Genomic DNA, 20,811 nt, shown 5'->3' with positions numbered 1-20,811 from the left:
GCGTGCGGGCGAGCCCGTGACATCGAGCCAGGAGGTGAGACCCGTGAACGCTGTATTCATGTGGGTGCTCCCCTCTTCAACACGGTCGGGCGATTGACGTAGGTGTCGCCGGGAGCGCCTGGACACAACAGGCACTCCCGAAAGGCAACACGCTATGCATCCTTTGCGGTTCACCGCGGAAACGTCGTCCGGCGGTGTGATGGAACGCGACTTCACCATCGGTGAGGTCACCGGTGTGCTCTGGTCACCCGCGTCCGGCCCCGAGCGCGCGCCGCTGGTGCTCATGGGGCACGGCGGCGGCACCCACAAGAAGGCTCCGGCGATGTCGGGCCGTGCGGAACGCCTCATCGCCGGCTGTGGTTTCCACGTCGCCGTGATCGACGCGCCCGGTCACGGCGGCCGCCCACGCACGGCGGTCGATGAGCGGGAGATCGCCGCGATGCGGCGGGCGAGGGCGGCGGGCGAGCCGGTCGGCCCGATCGTCGTCCGCTACAACGCGCATCTGGCCGAGCGTGCCGTACCGGAGTGGCGGGCGACGCTGGACGCCCTCCAGAAGCTGCCGGAGATCGGCGCGGACGGGCCGGTCGGCTACTTCGGTCTGAACATGGGCACCGCGATCGGGGTACCGCTGGTGGCGGCCGATCCCAGGATCACCGCCGCGGTCTTCGGCATCTTCTGGCACGAGTCCCTGGCCGAGACGGCGCAGCGGATCACCATTCCGATCGAGTTCGTGCTCCAGTGGGACGACGAGCACATCCCGCGCCGGTCCGGTCTGGCGTTGTTCGACGCCTTCGCCTCGGAGGAGAAGACATTGCACGCCAACGCGGGCAGGCACAAGGAGGTGCCGAGGTTCGAGGCCGACAGCGCGGTCCGGTTCTTCGCCCGGCACCTCGGCCGGGCCGTCACCTCACCGGCCTGATACGGCCGGCATCGGCGTCCGGCCACCAGCCGGGCGCCGATGCGTCCCGAGGGTGTTCCGGGTGCGGAAGAGGGCTCCGGCCCGTTCGTGGGCGTACTCGCTGCAAAACGAGCCGGGGACGTCGAGGGCACGGTGACGGCCCGATGGCCGGGCTGTGCGTTCATCCGATGAGGTGGGGCAGGTGCGCGGGAACCAGGTGAGCGGGCGCTGGACGTCTAGGTTTCGGCCATGACCACCTCCCCGTCCCGCTCCGTCGCGCGGGACCCTTCGCGGCCGGCACCACAGCACACCACCGCCTCGGCGCCCTTCGGCGCGCCGCACCCTTCGGTCGGCGCCGAAGCGTGGTATCTCAACGGGCATCTGCGCGACGAGAGCGGCGAGACGTACACCTGGATGGTCAGCTTCCTGAGACACCACGATGTGCGGGACCGCGCCGCCCGTCCCGGGTACGGCCTGGTGTCCACGTGCTCGGGCCCGGCGGGGGTCTCGCACCGCGCCTGGATGTCGCCCACCATGCATCGCGCGGTCCATGACGCGCTCCACGGCGACACCGCGCTGGATCACCGGGTCCGCGAGGCGCTGACGGAGGCCCTCGCCGAGGGCCCGCTGCTGCCCGACCGGATGCTGGCCGAGCCGGTGGTGGAGTCGGCCGAGACGCTGGACATCTCCTTCGGCGAGCCGGCCGCGCTGCGCCGCGCGGAGGACGGCGGCTACCGTCTGGCCTTCCAGGACGAGGGGCGCTTCGAGCTCGTCCTGACCCCCGGCAAGGCGGCGGTCCCGCAGTTCGACGCCCACGGGCGCTACCCGGGGCGGCTCCCGACCGGCGCGGACACGATGACGTCGTACTTCGTGCCCCGGCTGCACGCCCACGGCACCCTGCGCCGCGCGGACGGCACTCAGCGGCGGCTGGAGGGACACGCCTGGTTCGAGCAGGACTGGGGCAGCACCTACTACGACGTCCGGCGGGCCCCGGGAACGCCGGACCACACCTGGGAGTGGGCGGGCATCCAGCTCGGCAACGGCTGGGAGATCAGCTGTGTCCACGCGCGCAACACCGACCCCGCCACCGGTGCCACCACGCTGGAGTTCACCCGCGCCACGGCGGTCGCACCGGACGGCGGCGTCAGCTACCACGACGTGGACTGGCGGCCCGTGCGCCACTGGACCTCGCTGGCCACCCTCAACACCTACCCGACCGCCGTGCGCGTGAGCGTCCCCGACCTCGGCCTGGATGTCGAGGTGACCGCTCCGGCGGCGGAGGGCGAGGTCCGTACGCTGCTCGTCGGACGCGCCCTGTGGGAGAGCCCCGCCGCCGTGCGCGGTGTCATGGGGACCACGTCCGTGGTCGGCACGGCATTCCTGCAAACCCTCCCGACCAACACCATCGGCGACATCGAGCACTACATGCGCCGCACCCACGACATCGCCCGCGCGGAGGCCGCCGCGCTCTACTCCGGCGATGCCACCGATGACACCGCACTGGGGCTGCTCACCGGCATCGGCGACGGAACGGGCCTGGACACCGCCGCCCGTATCCGCCTCCACCAGGGGGTCGCCGCTCCCCTCCTGCACCTGCTGGACAACCCCGGGCGCTCATGGCGCCCCTATGTGGCCGCGGCCGTGCTCTGCCTCCTCGGCGCCGACCCCGAGCCCTACCGGCCGCTGACCGCGGTCACCGAGCTCCTCCATGTCTCGGCGCTGGTCATCGATGACATCCAGGACGACTCCCCCATCCGGCGCGGCCGCCCGAGCGTCCACGAGGTCTTCGGCACCGCTCCGGCGATCACCGCCGGCACCCTCGGCTACTACACCTTCGACGCCCTCATCCAGCGCGTGCCGCAGGCCGATCCCGGCACCATGCTGCGCATCTACCGGCTCTACCTACGGGACCTGCGCGCCGCCCACGCCGGTCAGGCCCTCGACATCGCCGGGCACCACACCGCGTTCGACGAAGCCGTGGCAACCGGTGACGCCCGCGCCCTGCTCGACCAGATCCGCACCGCCCACCGGCTCAAGACGGGCATGCTCGTCCGCAGCACCGCGGAGGTCTCGGCGATCCTCGGCGGGGCCGACGAGGCCCAACTCGCCGCGATCTGCGAGTACTTCGAGGCCGTCGGCATCGCCTACCAGATCACCGACGACGTCGCGGACCTGTACGGGCAGTGCACCCGCGACGAACACCAGCGGGGCATCACCACCCGCTCCCCCGCCGAAGACCTCCGCAACGGCGAGGTCACCTACCCCGTGGCCCACGCCACCGGCCTCCTCGGCGCAACCGACCGGCAACGCCTGCGCGACGCCCTCCGCGAGCGTTCCGACGCCGGTGCGCTCCAGGCGTCCGACCTGCTGATGCGCAGCGGAGCCCTCGACGCGTGCATGGCCGAGGCCCGCACCCTCGTCGACGAGACCTGGGACGCCCTCGCGCCCCTGCTTCCGCCGACTCCGCACAAGCCCATGGTCCGCGCGCTGGGCTGGTACGCCGCCCAGCGGGAAACGGACCACATCCCCCGGCGCTGAACGTTCGGGGTGGCGTCTACCGCGGGTAGGCGGTGTCGCGAGCGGTCTTCTCCCAGGTGGTGACGTCGGAGCGGATGGCGTCGAGGTGGCTGAGGACCGCGTCGACCGCGTCGCCGCCCAGGGGCAGCCGCAGCGGTGTCGGCTCGGCGTCCAGGGCGGCCAGGATCGCCGCCGCGGCCCTGGCCGGGTCGCCCGGCTCCGCGCCCCCGGCGGTCCGGGTCATCCGCCGGGTGGGCCCGACCGTCCCGGCGTAGTCGGCGATCTCCTCGCTGGCGCCGGTGTTGTCCATCAGGCTGGTGCGGAAGGCGCCGGGCTCCACGATGAGCACCTTGATGCCGAGCGGGCGCACCTCCTCCACCAGCGCCTCCGAGAATCCCTCCAGGGCGAATTTGGTGGCGCTGTAGGCGGAGAATCCGGCGAAGGACATCTGGCCGCCCATGCTGCTCAGCTGGACGATCGCGCCGGAGCGCCGGGCCCGCATGGCGGGAAGCACGGCCCTGACCAGGGCGGCGGGCCCGAATACATGCAGGTCGAACAGCGAACGCAGTTCGGCGTCGGTGGTCTCCTCGGCCGCGCCGACGTGGCCGCGCCCCGCGTTGTTGACCAGGACGTCGACCCTGCCGTGACGGCTCACCACATCCCGTACGGTGGCCTCGATTCCGGCGCCATCGGTGACGTCCAGCGTCAGCGCCTCCACCTGGTCGGGGTGCGCGGCCACGAGGTCGCTCAGCGTCTCCACACGGCGTGCGGTGGCCACGACCACGTCCCCGGCGGCCACCGCGGCCTCGGTGATCGCCCGGCCGAAGCCACTGTTCGCCCCGGTCACCAGCCAGACCTTGCCCATCGGACATCCCTTCACGGAAGTGTTGTGCTCTTCGGGGTCGACTCTCGTGGCACAGTCCTTTGCCCGTCCAAGACCCGGTGTGATAGCCGATGGTTATGGATGTGCATGGGAGGGATCTCCGGTACTTCACCGCCGTGGCCGAGGAGTTGCACTTCACCCGGGCGGCCGAGCGGCTGTTCATCTCACAGCCGGCGCTGAGCAAGCAGATCCGGATGCTGGAGCGCCAGCTCGGCGCGCCGCTGTTCGTACGGGACGGCAGGAGCGTCCGGCTCACACCGGTGGGCGCCGCGCTGCTGCCGCACGCCCAGCAGGTGCTCGCCGCGTGGGACGCCGCCCGGGAGGCGGTCGAACAGGCCAAGGCCGGGCAACGGGCGACCCTCGTCGTGGGGATGAGCACCAGCCCGGGCCGCGGCGGCCTGCTGCCGGGGATCAGGTCCCGGTTCACCGAAGCACACCCCGACGCCCTGATGAAACTGCGCCAGGTGAGCTGGGAGGATCCGACCGCGGGGCTCGCGGACGGATCCAGCGACCTTGCCTTCGTCTGGCTCCCGATGCCCGATCCGGACCGCTACGCCTGGGTGGTGGTGGCCCAGGAGCCCCGTCTGGTCGCGCTGCCCGAGGAGCATCCCCTGGCCGCCCGGGAGGCGGTCGACTTCGCCGACCTGCTGGACGAGCCGTTCCTCGCGCTACCGCCGAGCGCCGGGGCGCTCCGGGAGTACTGGCTCGCCACGGACGCCCGGGGCGGCAGGCCCCCGATCGTCGGCGCCGAGATCGCCAGTACCGAGGAGACGTACGAGGCGCTGGTGGACGGGCGCGGGGTCTGCCTGCTGGCCAGCGGGAACGCACCGCTCATCACCCTGGGCGGCGTCGTGACCCGGCCGGTGCGCGGCATCTCGCCGAGCCAGTACGCACTCGCCCGGCGCGCCGACGACCACCGTCCGCTGGTGCTGGACTACGTACGCGCCTGCCGGCAGGCGACCGGGCGGTCCGCGGCGGGGGCCTGGCGGACCGGGCAGTCCCCGGCGGGAGCCTGACGTGGGGCGCGAGGCGTCACGCCACGCCGACGACCAGCAGGACGAATACCGCGATGATGACGCCGACGCGCAGGGAGTGGAACCGGTCCCAGCGGCCGAGCTGCTCCCGCCGGTCCACCGGGACAGTGTGCTGGGTCCACTGGTCGCCGAACTGGCCGCCACGATGCGGGAGGCGGTGGCCAACGGGCCGCGGGGGCGCGCCGCGGTGGCCGCGCTCACCGACGCGTATGTCGACTTCGCCGAGCGCAACCCCGCCCTCTACGACGCGATGTTCCTCCTCGACACCGGTCTGCCGTTCGCCGACGAGGCGACGCCGGCGCCACTGCGCGAGGCGTTCGAGACGCTGGTCGACACGCTCGGCGACATCGCGGGGCCGGCCGATCCGGCTCTGTTCGAGATCTTCTGGTCGGCCCTGCACGGCCTGGTCAGCCTCACGCGCTCGGGCCGCCTTCCCCGGCAGGAGGCGTCACGGCGGCTCGGCGTACTGGTGGACCGGTTCGCGGAGCGGGGCGGCGACGGGTAGTCGGTGCACCGGCTCGGCCCCGCCGTCGGCATTGGCCTGATCCCTGTGGCCCCCGTCTCCCCGCGCCGGACACGATGGGCCTTATGTGACCGATCCACGGACACGAGGGGGAAGCACAATGCACGAGAAGCACTCGCCGAGGTCCTTATCGAGTGCGGCGGATTCGCGAGAGCTGATCACCAGGAAACCCGGCGCCGCCGTGCGCGAGCATGTGCTGGGATACCGGGGTTTCCGGTTCGGGGCGCGGCAGCCCCGATGTCGGCTGCTGGTGCCGGACGGTGTGGTGAAGGTGATGCTCGGATTCGGCGAGCCGGTACGGATCGCCGACGCGGTGGATCCGCGCCAGTCCGTCACCGGAACCTCGATGATCAACGGCTTACGGGCCACCGCCACGCTGGGCGAGCACACCGGCCAGTTGTCCGGCGTGACGGTCATGCTGACGCCGATCGCGGCCTTCCGCTTCTTCGGCATGCCGATGGCCGAGCTGGCGGAGCGCAACCTGGACCCGGCCGATCTCCTCGGCCGGGAGGCGGGCCGTCTCCTCTGCCGCCTGTCCGAGTGCCGCGACTGGACAGCGCGGTTCGCCCTGCTCGACGGGGTGTTCGCGGCCCGGGCCCAGGCCGGGCCGGAGTGCGCGCCCGAGGTGGTCTGGACATGGCGGCGGCTGGGACGCACCCACGGCCGGATGCGCGTGGGGGAGCTGGTCACCGAGACCGGATGGAGCCGGCGACGGCTGGAGCGGCGTTTCCGCGAGCAAGTCGGCCTGCCACCCAAGCAGTTCGCCCAGGTGCTGCGGCTCCAGGAGGCGCTGCGCCTCCAGGACGGCGGTCTGCCGTGGGCGGAGGCGGCGGCCCTCGCGGGCTACTACGACCAGGCCCATTTCACCCGGGCCTTCAAGGACCGGGTCGGCTGTACGCCGGGCCGGTTCGGAACCCGCCGGGCGTCCTCCAAGCCCGGCGACCCGCTGGACTTCCTGCCCGATCAGGTCACCAGCGTGCTGCTCGCCGAGTGAGGGCGGCGCGTCGGCCTGGCATCGGCGTCGCATTCGTACAAGACATCCCTCCCGCCCGGTCGCGATGGTGGCGGAGTCGGCAGGCGCCGTCTGCCGGCTCGACCCAACATCGGCCCGCGCCCAGTCCACGGGGCCGGGCCGGACTCGACGGAAGGAGGGTGGACATGTACAGGACGCTCACCACGATGGGCAGCAGGCTGCTCGGCCTGTTCGTTCCCCAGGTGGAGGCCTCTGCCGTGCAGGTGAAGCAGTGCTGGCCGCAGTGCTGGCAGTGCAACCGGCAGTACGGCGGTTCGTGCAGCTGCAACGCCCGCTGCTGCAAGAACTCGGCCGGCGGCTTCGACTGCGCCGGTTGCGTGGGCTGCTGACACCACGCAGGGCCGCGCCGGCCGCCGTCCGCTCCTGGACGACGGCGTACGCGGCGCACCGCTGAACGACGGCGGGCAGGCGGCCCCCGAGTGGCCAACGGGGGCATCCGGGGGCCGCCTTCACGCTCAACCCGCATCCCTACCTCGATTGAAAGGGTTGCCGTGCAGTATCTGGTGATCGCGGTCCGGGCCATGATCGGCGTGGTCTTCCTGATCGCCTTCCTGAGCAAGTCGGCGGGCCGGGGCAGGTTCGCGGCCTTCGTGGAGTCGCTGCCCGCCATGGGAGTGGTGCCACCGCGGCTGGTCGGACCCGCGGCGGCGGCCGTGGTCACCGCGGAGGGCGCGGTCTGCGCCCTGCTCATCGCGCCGTCGGACGTCGCCACCGTGGCCGGACTGGCCCTCGCGGCGGGGCTGTTGAGCGTTTTCGCGGCGGCGATAGCCCACACGATACGGCGGGCAACGGGCGCCGCCTGCCGCTGCTTCGGGGCCTCGGCGGTCCCGCTCGGCCGCCGCCATCTCGTGCGCAATGTGCTGCTGACCGCCGTCGCGGCGGCGGCCGGCCCGATGACACTGGGGGGCCAGGCCCCGGCGACGGCGACGGGCGCCCTCGTGGCGGCGGCGGCCGGGCTCGTCGTGGGTGTCCTGGTGACCGTACTCGACGACCTGGCCGAGCTCTTCGGCCCGTCCAGGGCCCGGCGGCCCCCCGACGCGCCGCGCGCGCACACCAACCGAAGGCCATCCGGAATATCCGGGACATCCGGGAGGAACAACCATGCCAGTCCTGATCAGCGCCGTGGTGCTCGTGGGGGCACTGTGTTCGCTGGACCTGATCCTCACCCTGGGCGTGATCAAACGCCTGCGGGAACACGGCGAGCTGCTGGCGGCGAGGGCCGTCGACCGGCCACGCTCGGCGATCGAACTCGGCGAGCCGGTGGGTGAGTTCACCACCCACACCGTGGACGGCGAGCCGTTGAACCGCGCCACGATGACCGGAACCACCTTGGTGGGCTTCTTCACGCCGACCTGCGGACCGTGCAAGGAGCAGCTGCCGAAGTTCATGGAGTACGCCCGTACGATGCCCGGCGGACGCGATCGGGTGCTGGCCGCCGTGGTGGGCGACGAGGACCTGGCCGCGCCCATGGTCGCCGAACTGCGGTCGGTGGCGAAGGTCGTGACCCAGACCCGCAACGAGGAGCCCATGGGCGCGGCATTCGAGATCATGGCGTTCCCCACGGTGCTCATGGTCGCGCCGGATGCCGAGGGCGATGTCGTGGTCACCGACGACGCGGTGGACCTGTCCCGGCCGGCGCTTCCGGTGTGAGTACCGTGCGCGGGCGAGGTGGCCACGAGGAGTCGGCGGCGGACACCGCCCGCGCTCCTTCGGGTGCCCCGGGCGCGCGCGCCGTGATCGCGCTGCGGCGGCTCGCCGCCGTCTGCGCGGTCACCGCCCGCGCCGCCCCTGGCACCCTGCTGCTCCACGTAGGACTGTCGCTGCTGGTGAGCGCGGTGCCGGTGGTGACGGCCTGGCTGATGAAGCTGGTCATGGACGACCTGGCGAGCGGTGCCCCGGGCACGCTGCTGTTGCCCGGCACGGCGATGGCCTGCCTCGGTGTGACGGCGGTGGTGGCCTCGCAGGCCATGCGGTACGCGCGAGCGGAGCTGGACCGCCGGGTGGGGCTGGAGATGCAGGACCGGCTGTTCGCCGCCGTCGATGGTTTCGTCGGACTGGGCAAGTTCGAGAACCCGCACTTCCTGGACCGGCTGCGGCTGGCCCAGCAGGCGGGCCACGAGACGGCCACCCATGTCGCGGAGAGCATCCTGGGTGTCGTGCGCGCCGCCGCGACCATCGGTGGCTTCCTCGGCTCGCTCCTCCTGGTCAGCCCCGCGATGGCCGGGATTCTGCTGGTGGCGGGGGTGCCCGTGCTGTGGTCGGAAGTGGCACTGGCACGGCGGCGGGCGCGGATGCTGTGGGAGGTCGGGCCGGTCGAGCGGCGGGAGTTCTTCTACGTCGATCTGCTGTCGAGTGTGGAGGCGGCCAAGGAGGTCAGGCTCTTCGGCATCGGCCCGTTTCTGCGCGCGCGGATGCTGATGGAACGGCGTACGGCCAACGCCGCGAAGCGGGCCATGGACCGGCGCGAGATCGCCGTGCAGACGGGGCTGGGCGGACTGGCGGCGCTGGTCTCCGGCGGTGGACTGCTCTGGGCGGTCCTCGCGGCGCGTGGCGGGGCACTGTCGGTGGGCGATGTGACCATGTTCGTGGCCGCGATCGCCGGTGTGCAGGGGGCGCTGGCCTCTTTGGCGGGCGACGCCGCGCAGGGCCAGCAGACGCTGCTGATGTTCGACCACTACACGGCGGTGACACAGGCCACCTCGGACCTCCCGGTCGCGGACCGGCCCCGCCCGCTGCCGACACTGCGCCACGGGATCGAGCTCCGGGACGTCTGGTTCCGCTATTCGCCCGATCTTCCCTGGGTGCTGCGCGGCGTCGACCTGCACCTCCCGCGGGGCCGTGCGCTGGCCCTCGTCGGGCTCAACGGGGCGGGCAAGTCCACTCTGGTGAAGCTGCTCTGCCGGTTCTACGACCCCACGCGCGGCGCGATCCTGTGGGACGGCGTGGACATCCGTGACGTCGATCCGGCGCGGTTGCGGGAACGCGTGGGCGCGGTGTTCCAGGACTATATGCAGTACGACATGACCGCGGCGGAGAACATCGCGCTCGGCGACCTCACCGTGCTGACGGATCGGGACCGATCGCGTGAGCGGATGCGCCAGGCCGCCCAACGCGCCGGGATCGACCGCCAGTTGGCCGCACTCCCCCGGGGCTACGACACGTTGCTCACCCGGATGTTCTTCACTGAGGAGGACAAGGGCAACCCGGAGACGGGCGTGGTCCTCTCCGGCGGCCAGTGGCAACGGCTAGCACTGGCGAGGGCGTTCCTGCGCGATGCGTGTGCGCGCCGCGAGCTGATGATCCTCGACGAGCCATCGGCCGGACTCGACGCGGAGGCGGAGCACGAGATCCACGCGTCCCTGCGGAGCGAGCGGAGCGCCCGCACCAGCCTGCTGATCTCGCACCGGCTCAGCGCGCTGCGGGACGCGGACATCATCGTCGTGCTCAAGGACGGGCGGGTCGCGGAGCGGGGAGACCACACCCTGCTGATGGCGGCGGGCGGCGAGTACGCGCGGCTCTTCACCCTCCAGGCCGGTGGCTATCAGCTCTCCGCCGACGAGTCTCCGGTGACACCGGAAGAGGCCGTGTGATGGATCTGACGGTGCTGGGGCCGGGGACGGCCCTGGGGGCGGCCCTCATCACCGGAACGGTACTGCGGCGGACACTCGTGGTCGTGACCGTACGGGGCGGAAGCATGGAACCCACCTACCGCGACGGGGAGCGAGTGCTGATGCGGCGCGGCGGACGGTACGCGGTCGGGCAGGTGGTCGTCGTACGGCAGAGGCACGCCGGACCCCCGTCACCCGCCCCGAACCAAGCGGTAGCGGCCACCGATACCGCACAAGAGTGGATGATCAAGCGCGTGGCGGCGGTGGCGGGCGACCGACCACCCCCGGGAGCCCTCCCGGAGCCGTACGCCACCACCGATGGCTCCGTCCCGCCCGGGGCACTGGTCCTCCTGGGCGACAACACCCACAACAGCTACGACTCCCGCGAGGCGGGCTACTTCCCCACGACACACGTCCTGGGCACCGTCCTCCGGCCCCGCCCCCGGCCGACGTACGCTTGAGGCCGCGACAGCGACGGGGGCCGGGACGCGCGCACGAGACGCATACGAGAAGCTGCTAGCGTCCCGCACCGTGAGCGACAGCGTGTACGTGGGCAATGCGGGCAAGGACGCGGCACTGGACCGGGGGTGGCTCCTCGGACACTTCAAGGACGCCGGCGATCCGCGCCACAGCGAGGCCGTGGAGATCAAATGGGGCGTCCACCCCCGTGGCGACGAACGAGCGGAGTGGGTGCGGGGCGAGGAACGCACGGCTCTCCTGGTTCTCATCAGCGGCCGTTTCCGCGTGGAGCTCCCCGGCCGCGACGTTCTGCTGGAAGAGCAGGGTGATTACGTCGTGTGGGGGCACGGAGTCGACCATTCGTGGTTCGCGGAGGAGGAGTCGGTGGTGCTGACCGTCCGATGGCCGTCCGTGCCCGGCTACGCGGTGGCGGAGAGCGGAGAACGGTGAAGCGCGACCTCGGAGCCGGCCATGACACGTGAACCCGATGACAGACCTCTTTCGGCGAGCCCGGGCCTGCCCGAGGCCACAGGCAGCCGAAGGATGGACTGGGCGGAGATGCCGCGCGAGGTGACGGCCCGGATCGGGCAGCTGCTCGGCAGCCCGGTGACCCATGCGAGCAGCCAGCGGGGCGGGTTCTCCGAAGGGCTCGCCGCCCGAGTGCGTCTGGAGAACGGCAGGCGTGCCTTCATCAAGGCGGCCGACTCGCTGATGGCACCGGCGGTGGCGGACTTCCACCGCCGGGAGATCGCCGTTTCCGAGCGGCTTCCCAGGGACGTGCCGGCACCACGGTTGCTCGACGCGTACGACGACGGCACCTGGGTCGTGCTGGCCTTCGAGGAGATCGTGGGACATCTGCCCGCCCAGCCGTGGCAGCGGGAGGAACTCGACAGAGTGCTCGCGGCCGTCACCGATATGGCGGAGGTCCTGACGCCATCGCCGGTGAACGAGGCGATCTTGGGCAAACCGCGCCTTGGAGGATGGCTGGCGATGGCGGACGATGCCGCAGTCAGGGGCAAGGTCGAGGAGCTGTCACCGTGGGCGGCCCACCATTTCGGCCAACTCGCCGCCCTGGAGGAGAACGCTTCGCTGGACGGCGCCACTCTCCTGCACGGAGACCTGTACCCGTTCAACATCATGCTGACCGCGGACCGTGTCTTCGTCGTCGACTGGCCGCACGCCTGGATCGGCCCCCGCCACTGTGACGTGGTCACCCTGGTGTCGAGCGCCTCCCTCAGCGGCGTGGACCCGGGGCCGATCGCCGCGAACCACCCGCTGACCCGCGATCTCGACCCCGCCCGGATCAACGAGGTGCTCGCCCTGCACGCCGGATTCCTCCTGCGGACCGCCGCCGCGGCCGGGCCGGCCGCCGATCCCAACATCGTGGCCATGATGACCGCGTTGGGTCTTGCCTCGCTGCGCTGGCTGCGCAGTGCTCAGCTGTAGCCATACCGGCGACCGGGCGGGGCGGGCCCGCCGTCGGCTCGCCCCGGCGCGCTGGTACTGGGCGTACACGGAGTTGCCGTCGCATGGGAGGTCCCACCGTCTGAGCTGCGAAGACGACGGGCGGGACGGGGTCCTGGCGGGATGCGCGCGGGGGCCGGTCCGTGCTCAGGTGACGGGTGCGCAGGGCGGCGTGCCACACCGACCCGGGAGTCAGCCCCGCGCTTGGTCCAGGTGCTCGCCGAAGAAGCCCGCGAGCTGCTCGACGGCGGGGCCCACGTACTGCTTCCCGTCGTACAGGTCGACATGGCTTGCGCCGTCGATCCAGTGGATCTCCTGGGACCGATGGCCCGCTGGAACGCTTCGACGCTCATCCAGGAGGTGACGGCCCGGATGCCGACGATCATGAGCAGAGGCCGTTGCCCGATCAGCGGGATCCTGGACTGCGACATCTGGAGCAGCCCCGACGGCTCGGGGCAGCGCCTCATGGTCCTCACCGCCGAGCCAGGCAGCGCTTCGCACGACGCCTTGCGCATCCTCACGTCCTGGACGGCCGATCAGCGGTGAAGAGCCCTCAGGTCCGGCCGCTCGATGGAGAAGGGCGGAACAGACGGTGCCGAGCGATGAGCTCGACGGTGACCGCGACGGCGATGGCCTGGACCGCCATCAGGGCGATCAGGACGAACAGCTGAACGGCCCCGGCCATGAGCGGGCTCGCCCCGCCCAGGAGCATGCCCACGAACGCCCCGGGAAGCGTCACCAGTCCGACCGTGCGCGTCTGGTCCAGCCCCGGCAGCAACGCGTCGGACGCGGCCGGCCGGGCGATCTCCATCCGCGCGTCCCGGTCGAGCAGACCCAGAGCCATCGCGGCTTCGACCTCGCCACGCCGGAGTTCCAGCTCATCGAGGGCGCGTCGGCCGGCGAGCACCGTTACCGTCAGGGCTCCGCCGATGAGGATGCCGCTGATGGGGATGAGGACAAGGCCCTTCGCGGGCACGAGTCCCGTCAACAGCAGCGCGGCCACCGTGGGGACGACGCCGGCGGCGATCGGTGCGGCGGTCAGCCACCAGGTGCGATTGCTCGTCAGCCGTCGGCCCGCCGTGCGCACGGCGACGCCGAACATCACGACCAGGAACGCGGCCAACCCGGCCACGTTGGTGACGGCCCAGGTGATGACCAGGGACACAGCGGTGAGCTGCGCCGCCGCGCGCACGCCCGCGACCACGATCTCCCGCGGACGGTTGGCGGAGGGGCTGGGGGACAGACCGGCCCAGTGGGCGACCCCCGCTGCCACGGCCAGCAGCACTGCCAGCAACACGCCGAGGGTGAGGTTGACCGGCAGCAGGGATCTTGCGCTCAGCATCACGTACGTCACCGTAAATGTCGCTCACAGCTCGCGACAGGCCGCTGAGGCTCGAGCGCCCTCAGAGGCGGAGGACCTCGACGACGTCGGATGAGCGGTTCAGGAACTTGCTGAGTTGCCGCAATCTGATGTCGTCCGTCGTGTCCACCTCGATGGTGATCCGCCGCACCCCGTCGATGGGTGCGGCGATGTCCATCGTGACCACATCGAACTGGCGATGGGCCAGGATCGAGGCGATCCGGGCGACCGCCAGGGGTGTGGCGAGGGCATCGAGTCGCAGTACGGCACCGGCCCGGTGACCGCCTGGCCGCACGCTTTCGGAGGGGACGACGTGGGTTGCTGGTTGTGTCGACGTTGACATGCGGGACACCGTTTCAGGGGCCCGATCCGTCCACAACGAAAGCGTGCACAGCGATGCGGAACACGCTCCCTTCGAGCAGTCCGTCCGGGTCCGGAGTGAGCGTTGCGGGAAGCGCCGCTTACACTTCCGGCATGTCGGCACCCGTACATCTCGACTCGGTCGATCTGCGAATCCTGGAGTTGCTGCGAGCCGACGGGCGGCGCACCGTTCGCGACATCGCACGTCTGGTGAACCTCTCCCCGGCGCCGGTCCGCCGGCGCATCGCACGTCTGGAGGAGTCGGGGATCATCACCGGCTACACGATCACCACGGATCAGGCCAAGCTGGGTCAGGGTCTTCAGGCGGTCACCGAGCTGCGCTTCACGGGCGACACCGATATCCACGACATCGTGGAGTTCGCGTCGACCCTGCCGGAGGTCGACGAGGTGCTGACGCTCACCGGCGATGTGGACGCACTCGTCAGATTGCATGTCGACAGCGTCGATGACCTGCAAAAAGTGGTCAATCGTCTACGCCGTAAGGGGGTTGGCGTGCTCCAGACGAAGACGCTGATCGTCATCGACTCCTGGCAACGCGGAGCTCCAGTGCCCTGAGGCATTCGGGGGGCCACGGCCCTGGACACGCCCGGCACGGTGACCTACTTTGCTACTGGTCCGACCAGTAGCTAGGTCGCACAAACCACGTCTCAGGGAGGCTCCCATGCCCGCGACCGCCAGACCCCCGAACGTGGCGCAGACCGATACATTGCCGTCCGGCCACAACTCGCGCCGTGCGGTCGTCGCCGGTGGCATCGGCAACTTCATCGAGTGGTACGACTACGGCGTCTACGCCGCGCTCAGCCCGGTGATCTCGTCACTGTTCTTTCCGAGCGAGTCCACCGTGGCCTCGACGCTGTCGACGTTCGCGGTGTTCGGCGTCGGCTTCGTGGTCCGGCCCCTGGGCGGGCTGTTCTTCGGTCAGCTCGGCGACCGGCGCGGCCGGCGTACCGCACTGGCGTGGGCCCTGATCCTGGTGTCGGCGAGCACCCTCGGCATGGGGCTGCTGCCCACGTACGCGGCCGCCGGGGTCGCGGCACCCTCCCTCCTGGTGCTGCTGCGGCTGCTCCAGGGATTCTCGGCCGGTGGGGAGTTCACCGGCTCGGCCACGGTGATGACCGAGAACGCCCCGGTCGGCCGGCGCGGCCGGGTGTCGAGCTGGCAGCAGTTCAGTGTCATCACCGGGACACTGGCCGGCGTTCTGGTCGTCACTGCGATCACCAACCTCGGCTCGGCCGACTCCCTGGAGAACGGCGGCTGGCGCATCCCGTTCCTGTTGTCGCTTCCGCTGGGCGCGATCGGCTTCTACATCCGGTTCCGGATGGCGGACACGCCCCACTTCCAGGCCCTGCGGGAGGCCGGTGAGGTGGCGGAGCGACCGGCCGCCGAGGCGGTGCGGACGCAAGCCGGCGCGATGTTCACCGCCTTCTTCTACACCGCTCTGCCGAACATCGGTTTCTACACGTTCCTGACCTACACCCCGACGTTCCTGCACAACGAGGCCGGTCTGAGCCTCGGCGACGCCTATCTGGCCAATGTCATCGGGATGATCGCCTACGCGGTGCTGACGCTGGTCATGGGACGGGTGTCGGACAGGGTGGGCAGGCGGCCGATCCTGATCGCCCACGCCGCCGTGTTCTTCGTATCGGCGATCCCGATCTACCTCTTGATGTCGCATGGCTCGTTCTGGGCCGCGCTGGTCGCCCAGCTCCCGGCGATGCTCATCATGGCGTGCTACTCGGGTCCGGGCACGGCGGGCCTGACCGAATTGTTTCCGACCCGGCTGCGCTACTCCGGCATGGCCCTGCCGTACAACCTGAGCTCGGCGATCTTCGGTGGGACCGCCCCGTTCATCGCGACGGCTCTGATCGCATGGCTCGGCACCCCGCTCGCGCCGGCGTTCTGGGCGATGGCCGCCGCGATCCCAACGCTGATCGTCTATCTGCGGATGCGCGAGACGGCCTTCGAACCGCTGCGGGACCGATGAGCGCCGGTACGGGACGGCCCGCCGCGGTGGTGACCGGCTCGTCGTCGGGGATCGGCCGGGCGTGCGCCCTCGCACTCGCACGCACCGGCTGGGACGTGGTCGTGCACGGCCGCGACACGGGCGGCGAGCTGGCCCGGGCCGAGTCGGAGGTACGGGCCGAGGGCCGTGGCTGTGTCGCGGTGGCGGGCGATGTCGCCGACCCGGCGACCACCCGGGCGCTCATCGAGGCCGCGGAGTCGGCCTTCGGACGCGTCGACGGAGTGGTCAGCAACGCGGGCACCGGCATGACCCGCTCGTTCCTCGACATCGACGACACGGGCTGGCACGAGCTGTGGGCGGTGCACGTCGAGGCCGCCGCCCGGCTGCTGCGCGCCGCCCACCCGCTGCTCGCCGTCCGCGGGGGCGCGGTGGTGGCGATGTCGAGCCTGGCCGCGGGCCGGGCGCTGGACGGCCGGACCGGGTACGGCGCGGTGAAGGCGGGGCTCGAGGGACTGGTCCGCCAGCTTGCCGCCGAGTGGGCCGCCGCCGGGATCCGGGTGAACGCGGTCGCCCCGGGCACGATCCGCACCCCGCTGGTCGAGCGCAATTTCGCCCGCGGCCTGCTCGACGAGCGGGGCGTCCTCGGACGTACTCCGCTGGGCCGCCTCGGGTCGCCCGGCGAGGTCGCCTCCGTGGTGCGCTTCCTGCTCTCGGCCGAGGCGTCCTATGTCACGGGTCAGAGCCTCGCCGTCGACGGCGGCTGGTCGATCTTCGGCGGCTGGTCATGACCGCCCCGGGTCATTCCCGAACCACGATCGGAGTGAACACCTTGGCGAGTGCCCCTGACACACGGCACGACGCACGGCAGGACGCCCGGCGGATGGAGCGGGCCCGGTCCGCCGTGACCGCCACCCGGGAGAGCCTGGACCGGATCCGCGACCGCGATCCCGGGCTGCGTGCCTTCCTCACGGTCTGCGGCGAGCGGGCGCTGGCCGATGCCGAGGCGGCCGACGCGGCACCGGATCGCCCGGGGCCGATGCGCGGGATCCCGTTCTCGGTCAAGGACACCTATCCGACCGGCCGGATCCGTACGACGTTCGGTTCCGCGGTCTTCGCCGAGCACCTGCCGGACCGGGACGCCCCCGTGGTCGCTCGCATCCGGCGCGCGGGGGGAATCCTCGTCGGCAAGACCAACACCTCCGAATTCGCGATCTACATCCGCACGGTCAACGAACTCCAGCCGGAGACGCTCAACCCGTGGGACCCGGCCCGCATCTGCGGCGGGTCCAGCGGGGGCGCCGCGGCCTCCGTCGCCGCCGGTCTGACCCCGGTCGCCCTGGGCAGTGACGGGGGAGGGTCGGTGCGCATTCCGGCGGCCCTGTGCGGTGTGGTCGGGCTCAAACCGTCCCGTGGGGCCACACCGGCCGGTGGCGGGTTCATCGGCACCCGAAGGTTCTCCGTCCCCGGCCCGCTGGCGTTGCGGGTCGCGGACGCCCGTGCGATGTGGCAGGCCATGCGGGGGCCGTGGGACGCCGAGCGGAGCACGCGCACCTTCGTCGACCGCGACGCCGCGATCCGGTCCGCGTCCACCGGGTGGCGGCTGCGCTGGGTGGCCGACAGCGGCCGTGACGCCACCCCCGAGGTGGTCGAGGCGGTCCGCTCCGCGGTGGGACGGCTCGCCCTCCTCGACGGCGTCGAGGTGGCCGACAGCCGGCTCGGCCTGGACACCCCCCGGTTCGCCGAACCCTTCTATGACGCGATGATGGCCGACCGGCTGGCCACCGGAGGGGACCGGATGATGGCCGACGCGGCCTCGCGCCGACTCCTCTCCGGCTACGCACGCCACCACTTCGAGCGGGCGGCCGAGGTCAGCGGCGCGCGGTACTCGGAATCGCTGGGCCGCGCGGACGCCGCCGCGGACCACCTCGACACGCTGCTCGACGGCGTCGACTTCCTGGTGACGCCCACCACGGGAGTGATCGCGCCGGAAGGCGCGGGCGGTCCGCCCGACGTCCTGCCCGAGGTCGCCCGCCGCGAACTGGTCGCGTACACCTTCCTGGCCAATTACACCGGCTATCCGGCGATCACGGTGCCGTGCGGGACGGTGGCGGGGATGCCGGTGGGGCTACAGGTGCTGGGCCGCCCGGGGGCCGAGGACCGGCTCCTGGACGTGGCCGACGCGGTGCAGAGCCACGTCTTCCCGCCTCGCCCCGCGCCGTGGCCGCCGCGTCCGGCCACGGCCGGGTGAGGCGGGCTCAGTGGTCGTGCGAGTTCCGTGCGTCCGGCTCGAGCAGCACCGCGAGCCGGTGCCGCTGCTCTTCGTCGAGGGCGCCGGAGTAGGCGTCGTACAGGGTCTGGCTGGCCAGCCGGGCCGCGGTGTCGCCGTCGCGCCCGGCGATCGCGGCGAGGATGCGGCGGTGGTCCGCGATGAACTCCCGCCGCATCCGCGACGCACCGGCCGTCGGGCCGACGGCCCCGGCCACCAGATCGAGGGTGGCGTCCTGGATCACGCCGCCCACCATGCCGAGTACCCGGTTCCCGGCCGCCTCCCGGACGACCACATGGAAGCCGTCGTCCGCCGCGGCGAAGGTGGCGGCGTCGGTGGCGGCCTCCATCGCCTCGATCGCCGTCTCCATCCGCGCCAGGTGCTCATCCGTCCGCAGATGCGCCGCGAGCCGGTTGGCCGCGGCTCCGGCGATGATCCGGTATTGGACGAGGTCCACCACCGGGATCTCCTCCATCCGCACCGCGCCCCGCAGCATCCGGGTCAGCCCCGGGGTCACCGAGCCGCACACCTCGGGCCCGCTCCGACTGCCCGGACTGGTCCGCACCAGCCCCATGCTCTCCAGGATCCGCAGCGCCTCGCGGACCGTGGACCGGCCCACCCCGAAGTCCTCGACCAGCGTCCGCTCGGGCGGCAGGAAGTCACCGGGAGCGTACTCGCCGGCGTAGATCGCCGACTCGATCTGCTGGACGACCGCCTCGAAGGCCCGCTTCTTGTCTACCGGCGTGAACATAGCTCCCCAGTCCCGTCGTCCCCCGGGCCGCGCCCCACACGGCCGCATACTCAACCTAGCAGCTGTTCAGACCACAATCCCCGCCAGGGACGGACGTCCCGCGCGGATCCAGCCAGGAGCACATCGATGACCACGCCCGTTCTGCTGACCTTCGACATGGACGCCGAACTCCTCTGGACGGCCCGCGACCCCGCCGGGGCGAACAAGCCGGTCTGGGTGTCCCAGGGCCACTACGGCCCGAAGGTGGGGCTGCCCCGGATCCTCGCTCTGCTGCGCCGCTACGACATCACGGCCACCTTCTTCGTCCCCGGCCAGGTCGTGGAGCGCTACCCCGCCCAGATCGAGGCGATCCTGGAGGCCGGGCTGACCATCGAGCACCACAGCCACACCCACGCCTGGTCGGAGAAGCTCAGTGAGGAGCAGGAGGCCGAGGAGTTCCAGCTCGCCGCGGACGCCATCACCCGGGCGACGGGCCGCGCGCCCCAGGGCTGGCGCTCACCCGCCGCGGAGCTCACCCCGCACTCGGTGAAGCTGATGGAGAAGCACGGCATGCGGTTCTCCTCCAACCTCTTCGACTCCGACTCGGCCCATCTGCTGGACACGCACGACCGCACCACCGGCATCGTCGAGCTCCCGTTCGCCTGGGCCCTCGTCGACACCCCGGTCTTCATGTACACCAACCGCGTGGCGGGGCGGGTGATGTCGGCGCCCTCGGCGGTGCTGGAGACCTGGACCCGGGAGTTCGACGGCCTGGTCGAGGAGCCGGGGACACACTTCATGCTCGCCACGCACCCACAGATCATCGGACGGCCGTCCCGGATGTGGGTCCTGGAGCAGACGATCCGGCATGTGCTCGCCTCCGGGCGCGCGGAGTTCCTGGCCTGCGCCGATTACGCCGAGCGCGTTCGTCCGGGGCTCCTCGCGGAGCGGGACGCCACATGAGCGCCGGGATCGCTCCGGGCGTCGCGGTGGTCACCGGGGGCGCCAGTGGAATCGGTGCCGCCGTGGTCGCGCGGCTGCGGGCGGGAGGCACCGCCGTGGTGGTGGCGGACCGGGCTCCGGCCGCGGGGGAAGAGCCGGTGGACGTCACCGACGGCGCGTCCGTCCACGCGCTCGCCGAACGGGTCACCCATGCCCACGGCCGCCTCGACCTGCTGGTGCACTGCGCGGGAGCGGTCGCCGTCGGAAGTGTGGACACCGCGTCCGGGACGGCGGATGAGGACTGGCACCGGGCCTTCGCCGTGAACGTGACCGGGGTGTGGACGGTCAGCCGGGCGCTGCTGCCCCTCATGGGCGAAGGCGGGGCGATCGTGGTCGTCTCGTCGGCCGCCGGGGTGCGGCCGATCCCCGAGATGGCCGCCTATGTCGCGTCGAAGTCAGCGGCCGTGGGGCTGAGCCGCTCGATGGCCCTGGACCTCGCTCCCCGGGGCATCCGGGTGAACTGTGTGTGCCCAGGTCTGGTCGACACCCCCCTGGCCAGGGCGGCTCAGGAACAGCGCTCGCCGAGTGAGCGCGAACACGTCGACCAGCGGCGCGGCTACCTGATCGGCAGGGCGGGCACGGCCGAGGAGATCGCCGAGGCGGTGGTGCTGGCCGGGACCAACGGCTATCTCACCGGAGCCACCCTCGCCGTCGACGGCGGCCGGTCGCTGCACTGAGGGAGCTCCCGCG

22 protein-coding genes and 2 pseudogenes are annotated in these 20,811 nt (G+C 71.8%); 19 read left to right on the top strand and 5 right to left on the bottom strand.

What is annotated here, in order from left to right:
- The first annotated feature begins 154 nt into the window (after nt 1-154).
- Together ABD329_RS03655 and ABD329_RS03650 are read left to right on the top strand one after the other, a co-directional pair.
- Nucleotides 155-919 (top strand): alpha/beta fold hydrolase, encoded by a 765-nt coding sequence (locus ABD329_RS03655; RefSeq protein ID WP_198274971.1) that lies wholly within the window; start codon nt 155-157, stop codon nt 917-919.
- 228 nt (nt 920-1,147) lie between these two features.
- Nucleotides 1,148-3,436 carry a polyprenyl synthetase family protein gene (locus tag ABD329_RS03650; protein ID WP_198274972.1) on the top strand — a complete coding sequence of 763 codons (2,289 nt, stop codon included), beginning with the start codon at nt 1,148-1,150 and terminating at the stop codon, nt 3,434-3,436.
- Nucleotides 3,437-3,452: 16 nt separating this feature from the next.
- On the opposite strand, the gene ABD329_RS03645 is transcribed toward ABD329_RS03650, so the two are convergent.
- Entirely contained in the window at nt 3,453-4,280 is an 828-nt protein-coding gene (locus ABD329_RS03645; protein ID WP_198274973.1) for an oxidoreductase, read from the bottom strand.
- Nucleotides 4,281-4,375: 95 nt separating this feature from the next.
- Here ABD329_RS03645 and ABD329_RS03640 point away from each other — a divergent pair, with 95 nt between their 5' ends.
- The 10 genes from ABD329_RS03640 to ABD329_RS03600 all read left to right on the top strand — a co-directional run bounded on the left by ABD329_RS03640 (nt 4,376) and on the right by ABD329_RS03600 (nt 12,401).
- Nucleotides 4,376-5,314 (top strand): LysR family transcriptional regulator, encoded by a 939-nt coding sequence (locus tag ABD329_RS03640; protein WP_246618111.1) that lies wholly within the window; start codon nt 4,376-4,378, stop codon nt 5,312-5,314.
- 127 nt (nt 5,315-5,441) lie between these two features.
- Entirely contained in the window at nt 5,442-5,837 is a 396-nt protein-coding gene (locus ABD329_RS03635; RefSeq protein WP_309142594.1) for a TetR-like C-terminal domain-containing protein, read from the top strand.
- 118 nt (nt 5,838-5,955) lie between these two features.
- Nucleotides 5,956-6,849, top strand: a complete 894-nt coding sequence (locus tag ABD329_RS03630) for a helix-turn-helix domain-containing protein (protein ID WP_198274975.1) — start codon at nt 5,956-5,958, stop codon at nt 6,847-6,849.
- Nucleotides 6,850-7,013: 164 nt separating this feature from the next.
- On the top strand, nt 7,014-7,217 hold the full coding sequence (locus ABD329_RS03625; RefSeq protein WP_198274976.1) for a hypothetical protein: 204 nt from the start codon (nt 7,014-7,016) through the stop codon (nt 7,215-7,217).
- A 90-nt stretch (nt 7,218-7,307) separates the two neighbouring features.
- Nucleotides 7,308-8,156, top strand: a complete 849-nt coding sequence (locus tag ABD329_RS48145; RefSeq protein ID WP_425574278.1) for a MauE/DoxX family redox-associated membrane protein — start codon at nt 7,308-7,310, stop codon at nt 8,154-8,156.
- Nucleotides 8,038-8,538 carry a TlpA disulfide reductase family protein gene (locus ABD329_RS03620; RefSeq protein WP_425574280.1) on the top strand — a complete coding sequence of 167 codons (501 nt, stop codon included), beginning with the start codon at nt 8,038-8,040 and terminating at the stop codon, nt 8,536-8,538. Before ABD329_RS48145 ends, ABD329_RS03620 begins: the two co-directional genes overlap by 119 nt.
- Nucleotides 8,535-10,478: an ABC transporter ATP-binding protein gene (locus ABD329_RS03615; RefSeq protein WP_198274978.1), complete on the top strand. Its 1,944-nt coding sequence runs from the start codon at nt 8,535-8,537 to the stop codon at nt 10,476-10,478. The genes ABD329_RS03620 and ABD329_RS03615 overlap by 4 nt, the downstream gene beginning before the upstream one ends.
- The gene (locus ABD329_RS03610; protein WP_198274979.1) at nt 10,478-10,957 is read left to right on the top strand and encodes a S26 family signal peptidase; all 480 of its coding nucleotides are present in this window, start codon (nt 10,478-10,480) and stop codon (nt 10,955-10,957) included. The genes ABD329_RS03615 and ABD329_RS03610 overlap by 1 nt, the downstream gene beginning before the upstream one ends.
- A 70-nt stretch (nt 10,958-11,027) precedes the next feature.
- Nucleotides 11,028-11,405: a cupin domain-containing protein gene (locus ABD329_RS03605; RefSeq protein ID WP_198274980.1), complete on the top strand. Its 378-nt coding sequence runs from the start codon at nt 11,028-11,030 to the stop codon at nt 11,403-11,405.
- A gap of 93 nt (nt 11,406-11,498) precedes the next feature.
- Nucleotides 11,499-12,401, top strand: coding sequence for an aminoglycoside phosphotransferase family protein (locus ABD329_RS03600; protein WP_246618114.1), 903 nt, complete (start codon nt 11,499-11,501; stop codon nt 12,399-12,401).
- 210 nt (nt 12,402-12,611) lie between these two features.
- Here ABD329_RS03600 and ABD329_RS03595 read toward each other — a convergent pair.
- Nucleotides 12,612-12,835: pseudogene (locus tag ABD329_RS03595) on the bottom strand (alpha/beta hydrolase); the annotation flags it as partial.
- On the opposite strand from ABD329_RS03595, the pseudogene ABD329_RS03590 reads away from it, so the two are divergent.
- Nucleotides 12,834-12,965: pseudogene (locus ABD329_RS03590) on the top strand (transcriptional regulator); the annotation flags it as partial. The pseudogenes ABD329_RS03595 and ABD329_RS03590 overlap by 2 nt on opposite strands.
- A 7-nt stretch (nt 12,966-12,972) precedes the next feature.
- Here ABD329_RS03590 and ABD329_RS03585 read toward each other — a convergent pair.
- Entirely contained in the window at nt 12,973-13,761 is a 789-nt protein-coding gene (locus ABD329_RS03585; protein ID WP_198274982.1) for an ABC transporter permease, read from the bottom strand.
- 61 nt (nt 13,762-13,822) lie between these two features.
- Nucleotides 13,823-14,074, bottom strand: a complete 252-nt coding sequence (locus tag ABD329_RS03580) for an ACT domain-containing protein (protein ID WP_198274983.1) — start codon at nt 14,072-14,074, stop codon at nt 13,823-13,825.
- A 179-nt stretch (nt 14,075-14,253) separates the two neighbouring features.
- Here ABD329_RS03580 and ABD329_RS03575 point away from each other — a divergent pair, with 179 nt between their 5' ends.
- The 4 genes from ABD329_RS03575 to ABD329_RS03560 all read left to right on the top strand — a co-directional run bounded on the left by ABD329_RS03575 (nt 14,254) and on the right by ABD329_RS03560 (nt 18,371).
- Nucleotides 14,254-14,715, top strand: a complete 462-nt coding sequence (locus tag ABD329_RS03575; RefSeq protein ID WP_198274984.1) for an Lrp/AsnC family transcriptional regulator — start codon at nt 14,254-14,256, stop codon at nt 14,713-14,715.
- Between the two features lie 106 nt (nt 14,716-14,821).
- Complete coding sequence (locus ABD329_RS03570) at nt 14,822-16,144, top strand: MFS transporter (protein ID WP_198274985.1); 1,323 nt, start codon at nt 14,822-14,824, stop codon at nt 16,142-16,144.
- Nucleotides 16,141-16,911 (top strand): SDR family NAD(P)-dependent oxidoreductase, encoded by a 771-nt coding sequence (locus tag ABD329_RS03565; RefSeq protein ID WP_198274986.1) that lies wholly within the window; start codon nt 16,141-16,143, stop codon nt 16,909-16,911. Before ABD329_RS03570 ends, ABD329_RS03565 begins: the two co-directional genes overlap by 4 nt.
- 41 nt (nt 16,912-16,952) lie before the next feature.
- Nucleotides 16,953-18,371 carry an amidase gene (locus ABD329_RS03560; RefSeq protein ID WP_198274987.1) on the top strand — a complete coding sequence of 473 codons (1,419 nt, stop codon included), beginning with the start codon at nt 16,953-16,955 and terminating at the stop codon, nt 18,369-18,371.
- Between the two features lie 7 nt (nt 18,372-18,378).
- Here the strand turns inward: ABD329_RS03560 and ABD329_RS03555 are convergent, their stop codons facing one another.
- Nucleotides 18,379-19,140: a FadR/GntR family transcriptional regulator gene (locus tag ABD329_RS03555; RefSeq protein WP_198274988.1), complete on the bottom strand. Its 762-nt coding sequence runs from the start codon at nt 19,138-19,140 to the stop codon at nt 18,379-18,381.
- Between the two features lie 126 nt (nt 19,141-19,266).
- On the opposite strand from ABD329_RS03555, the gene ABD329_RS03550 reads away from it, so the two are divergent.
- Entirely contained in the window at nt 19,267-20,082 is an 816-nt protein-coding gene (locus ABD329_RS03550) for a polysaccharide deacetylase family protein (RefSeq protein WP_198274989.1), read from the top strand.
- Nucleotides 20,079-20,798: an SDR family NAD(P)-dependent oxidoreductase gene (locus ABD329_RS03545; RefSeq protein ID WP_198274990.1), complete on the top strand. Its 720-nt coding sequence runs from the start codon at nt 20,079-20,081 to the stop codon at nt 20,796-20,798. The genes ABD329_RS03550 and ABD329_RS03545 overlap by 4 nt, the downstream gene beginning before the upstream one ends.
- Nucleotides 20,799-20,811 lie beyond the last annotated feature (13 nt).

The organism is Streptomyces javensis (assembly GCF_039525925.1).
GTDB lineage: Bacteria > Actinomycetota > Actinomycetes > Streptomycetales > Streptomycetaceae > Streptomyces > Streptomyces asiaticus.
Note: the sequence above shows the minus strand (reverse complement) of the source record. Positions and strands in the feature narration are given on the sequence as shown.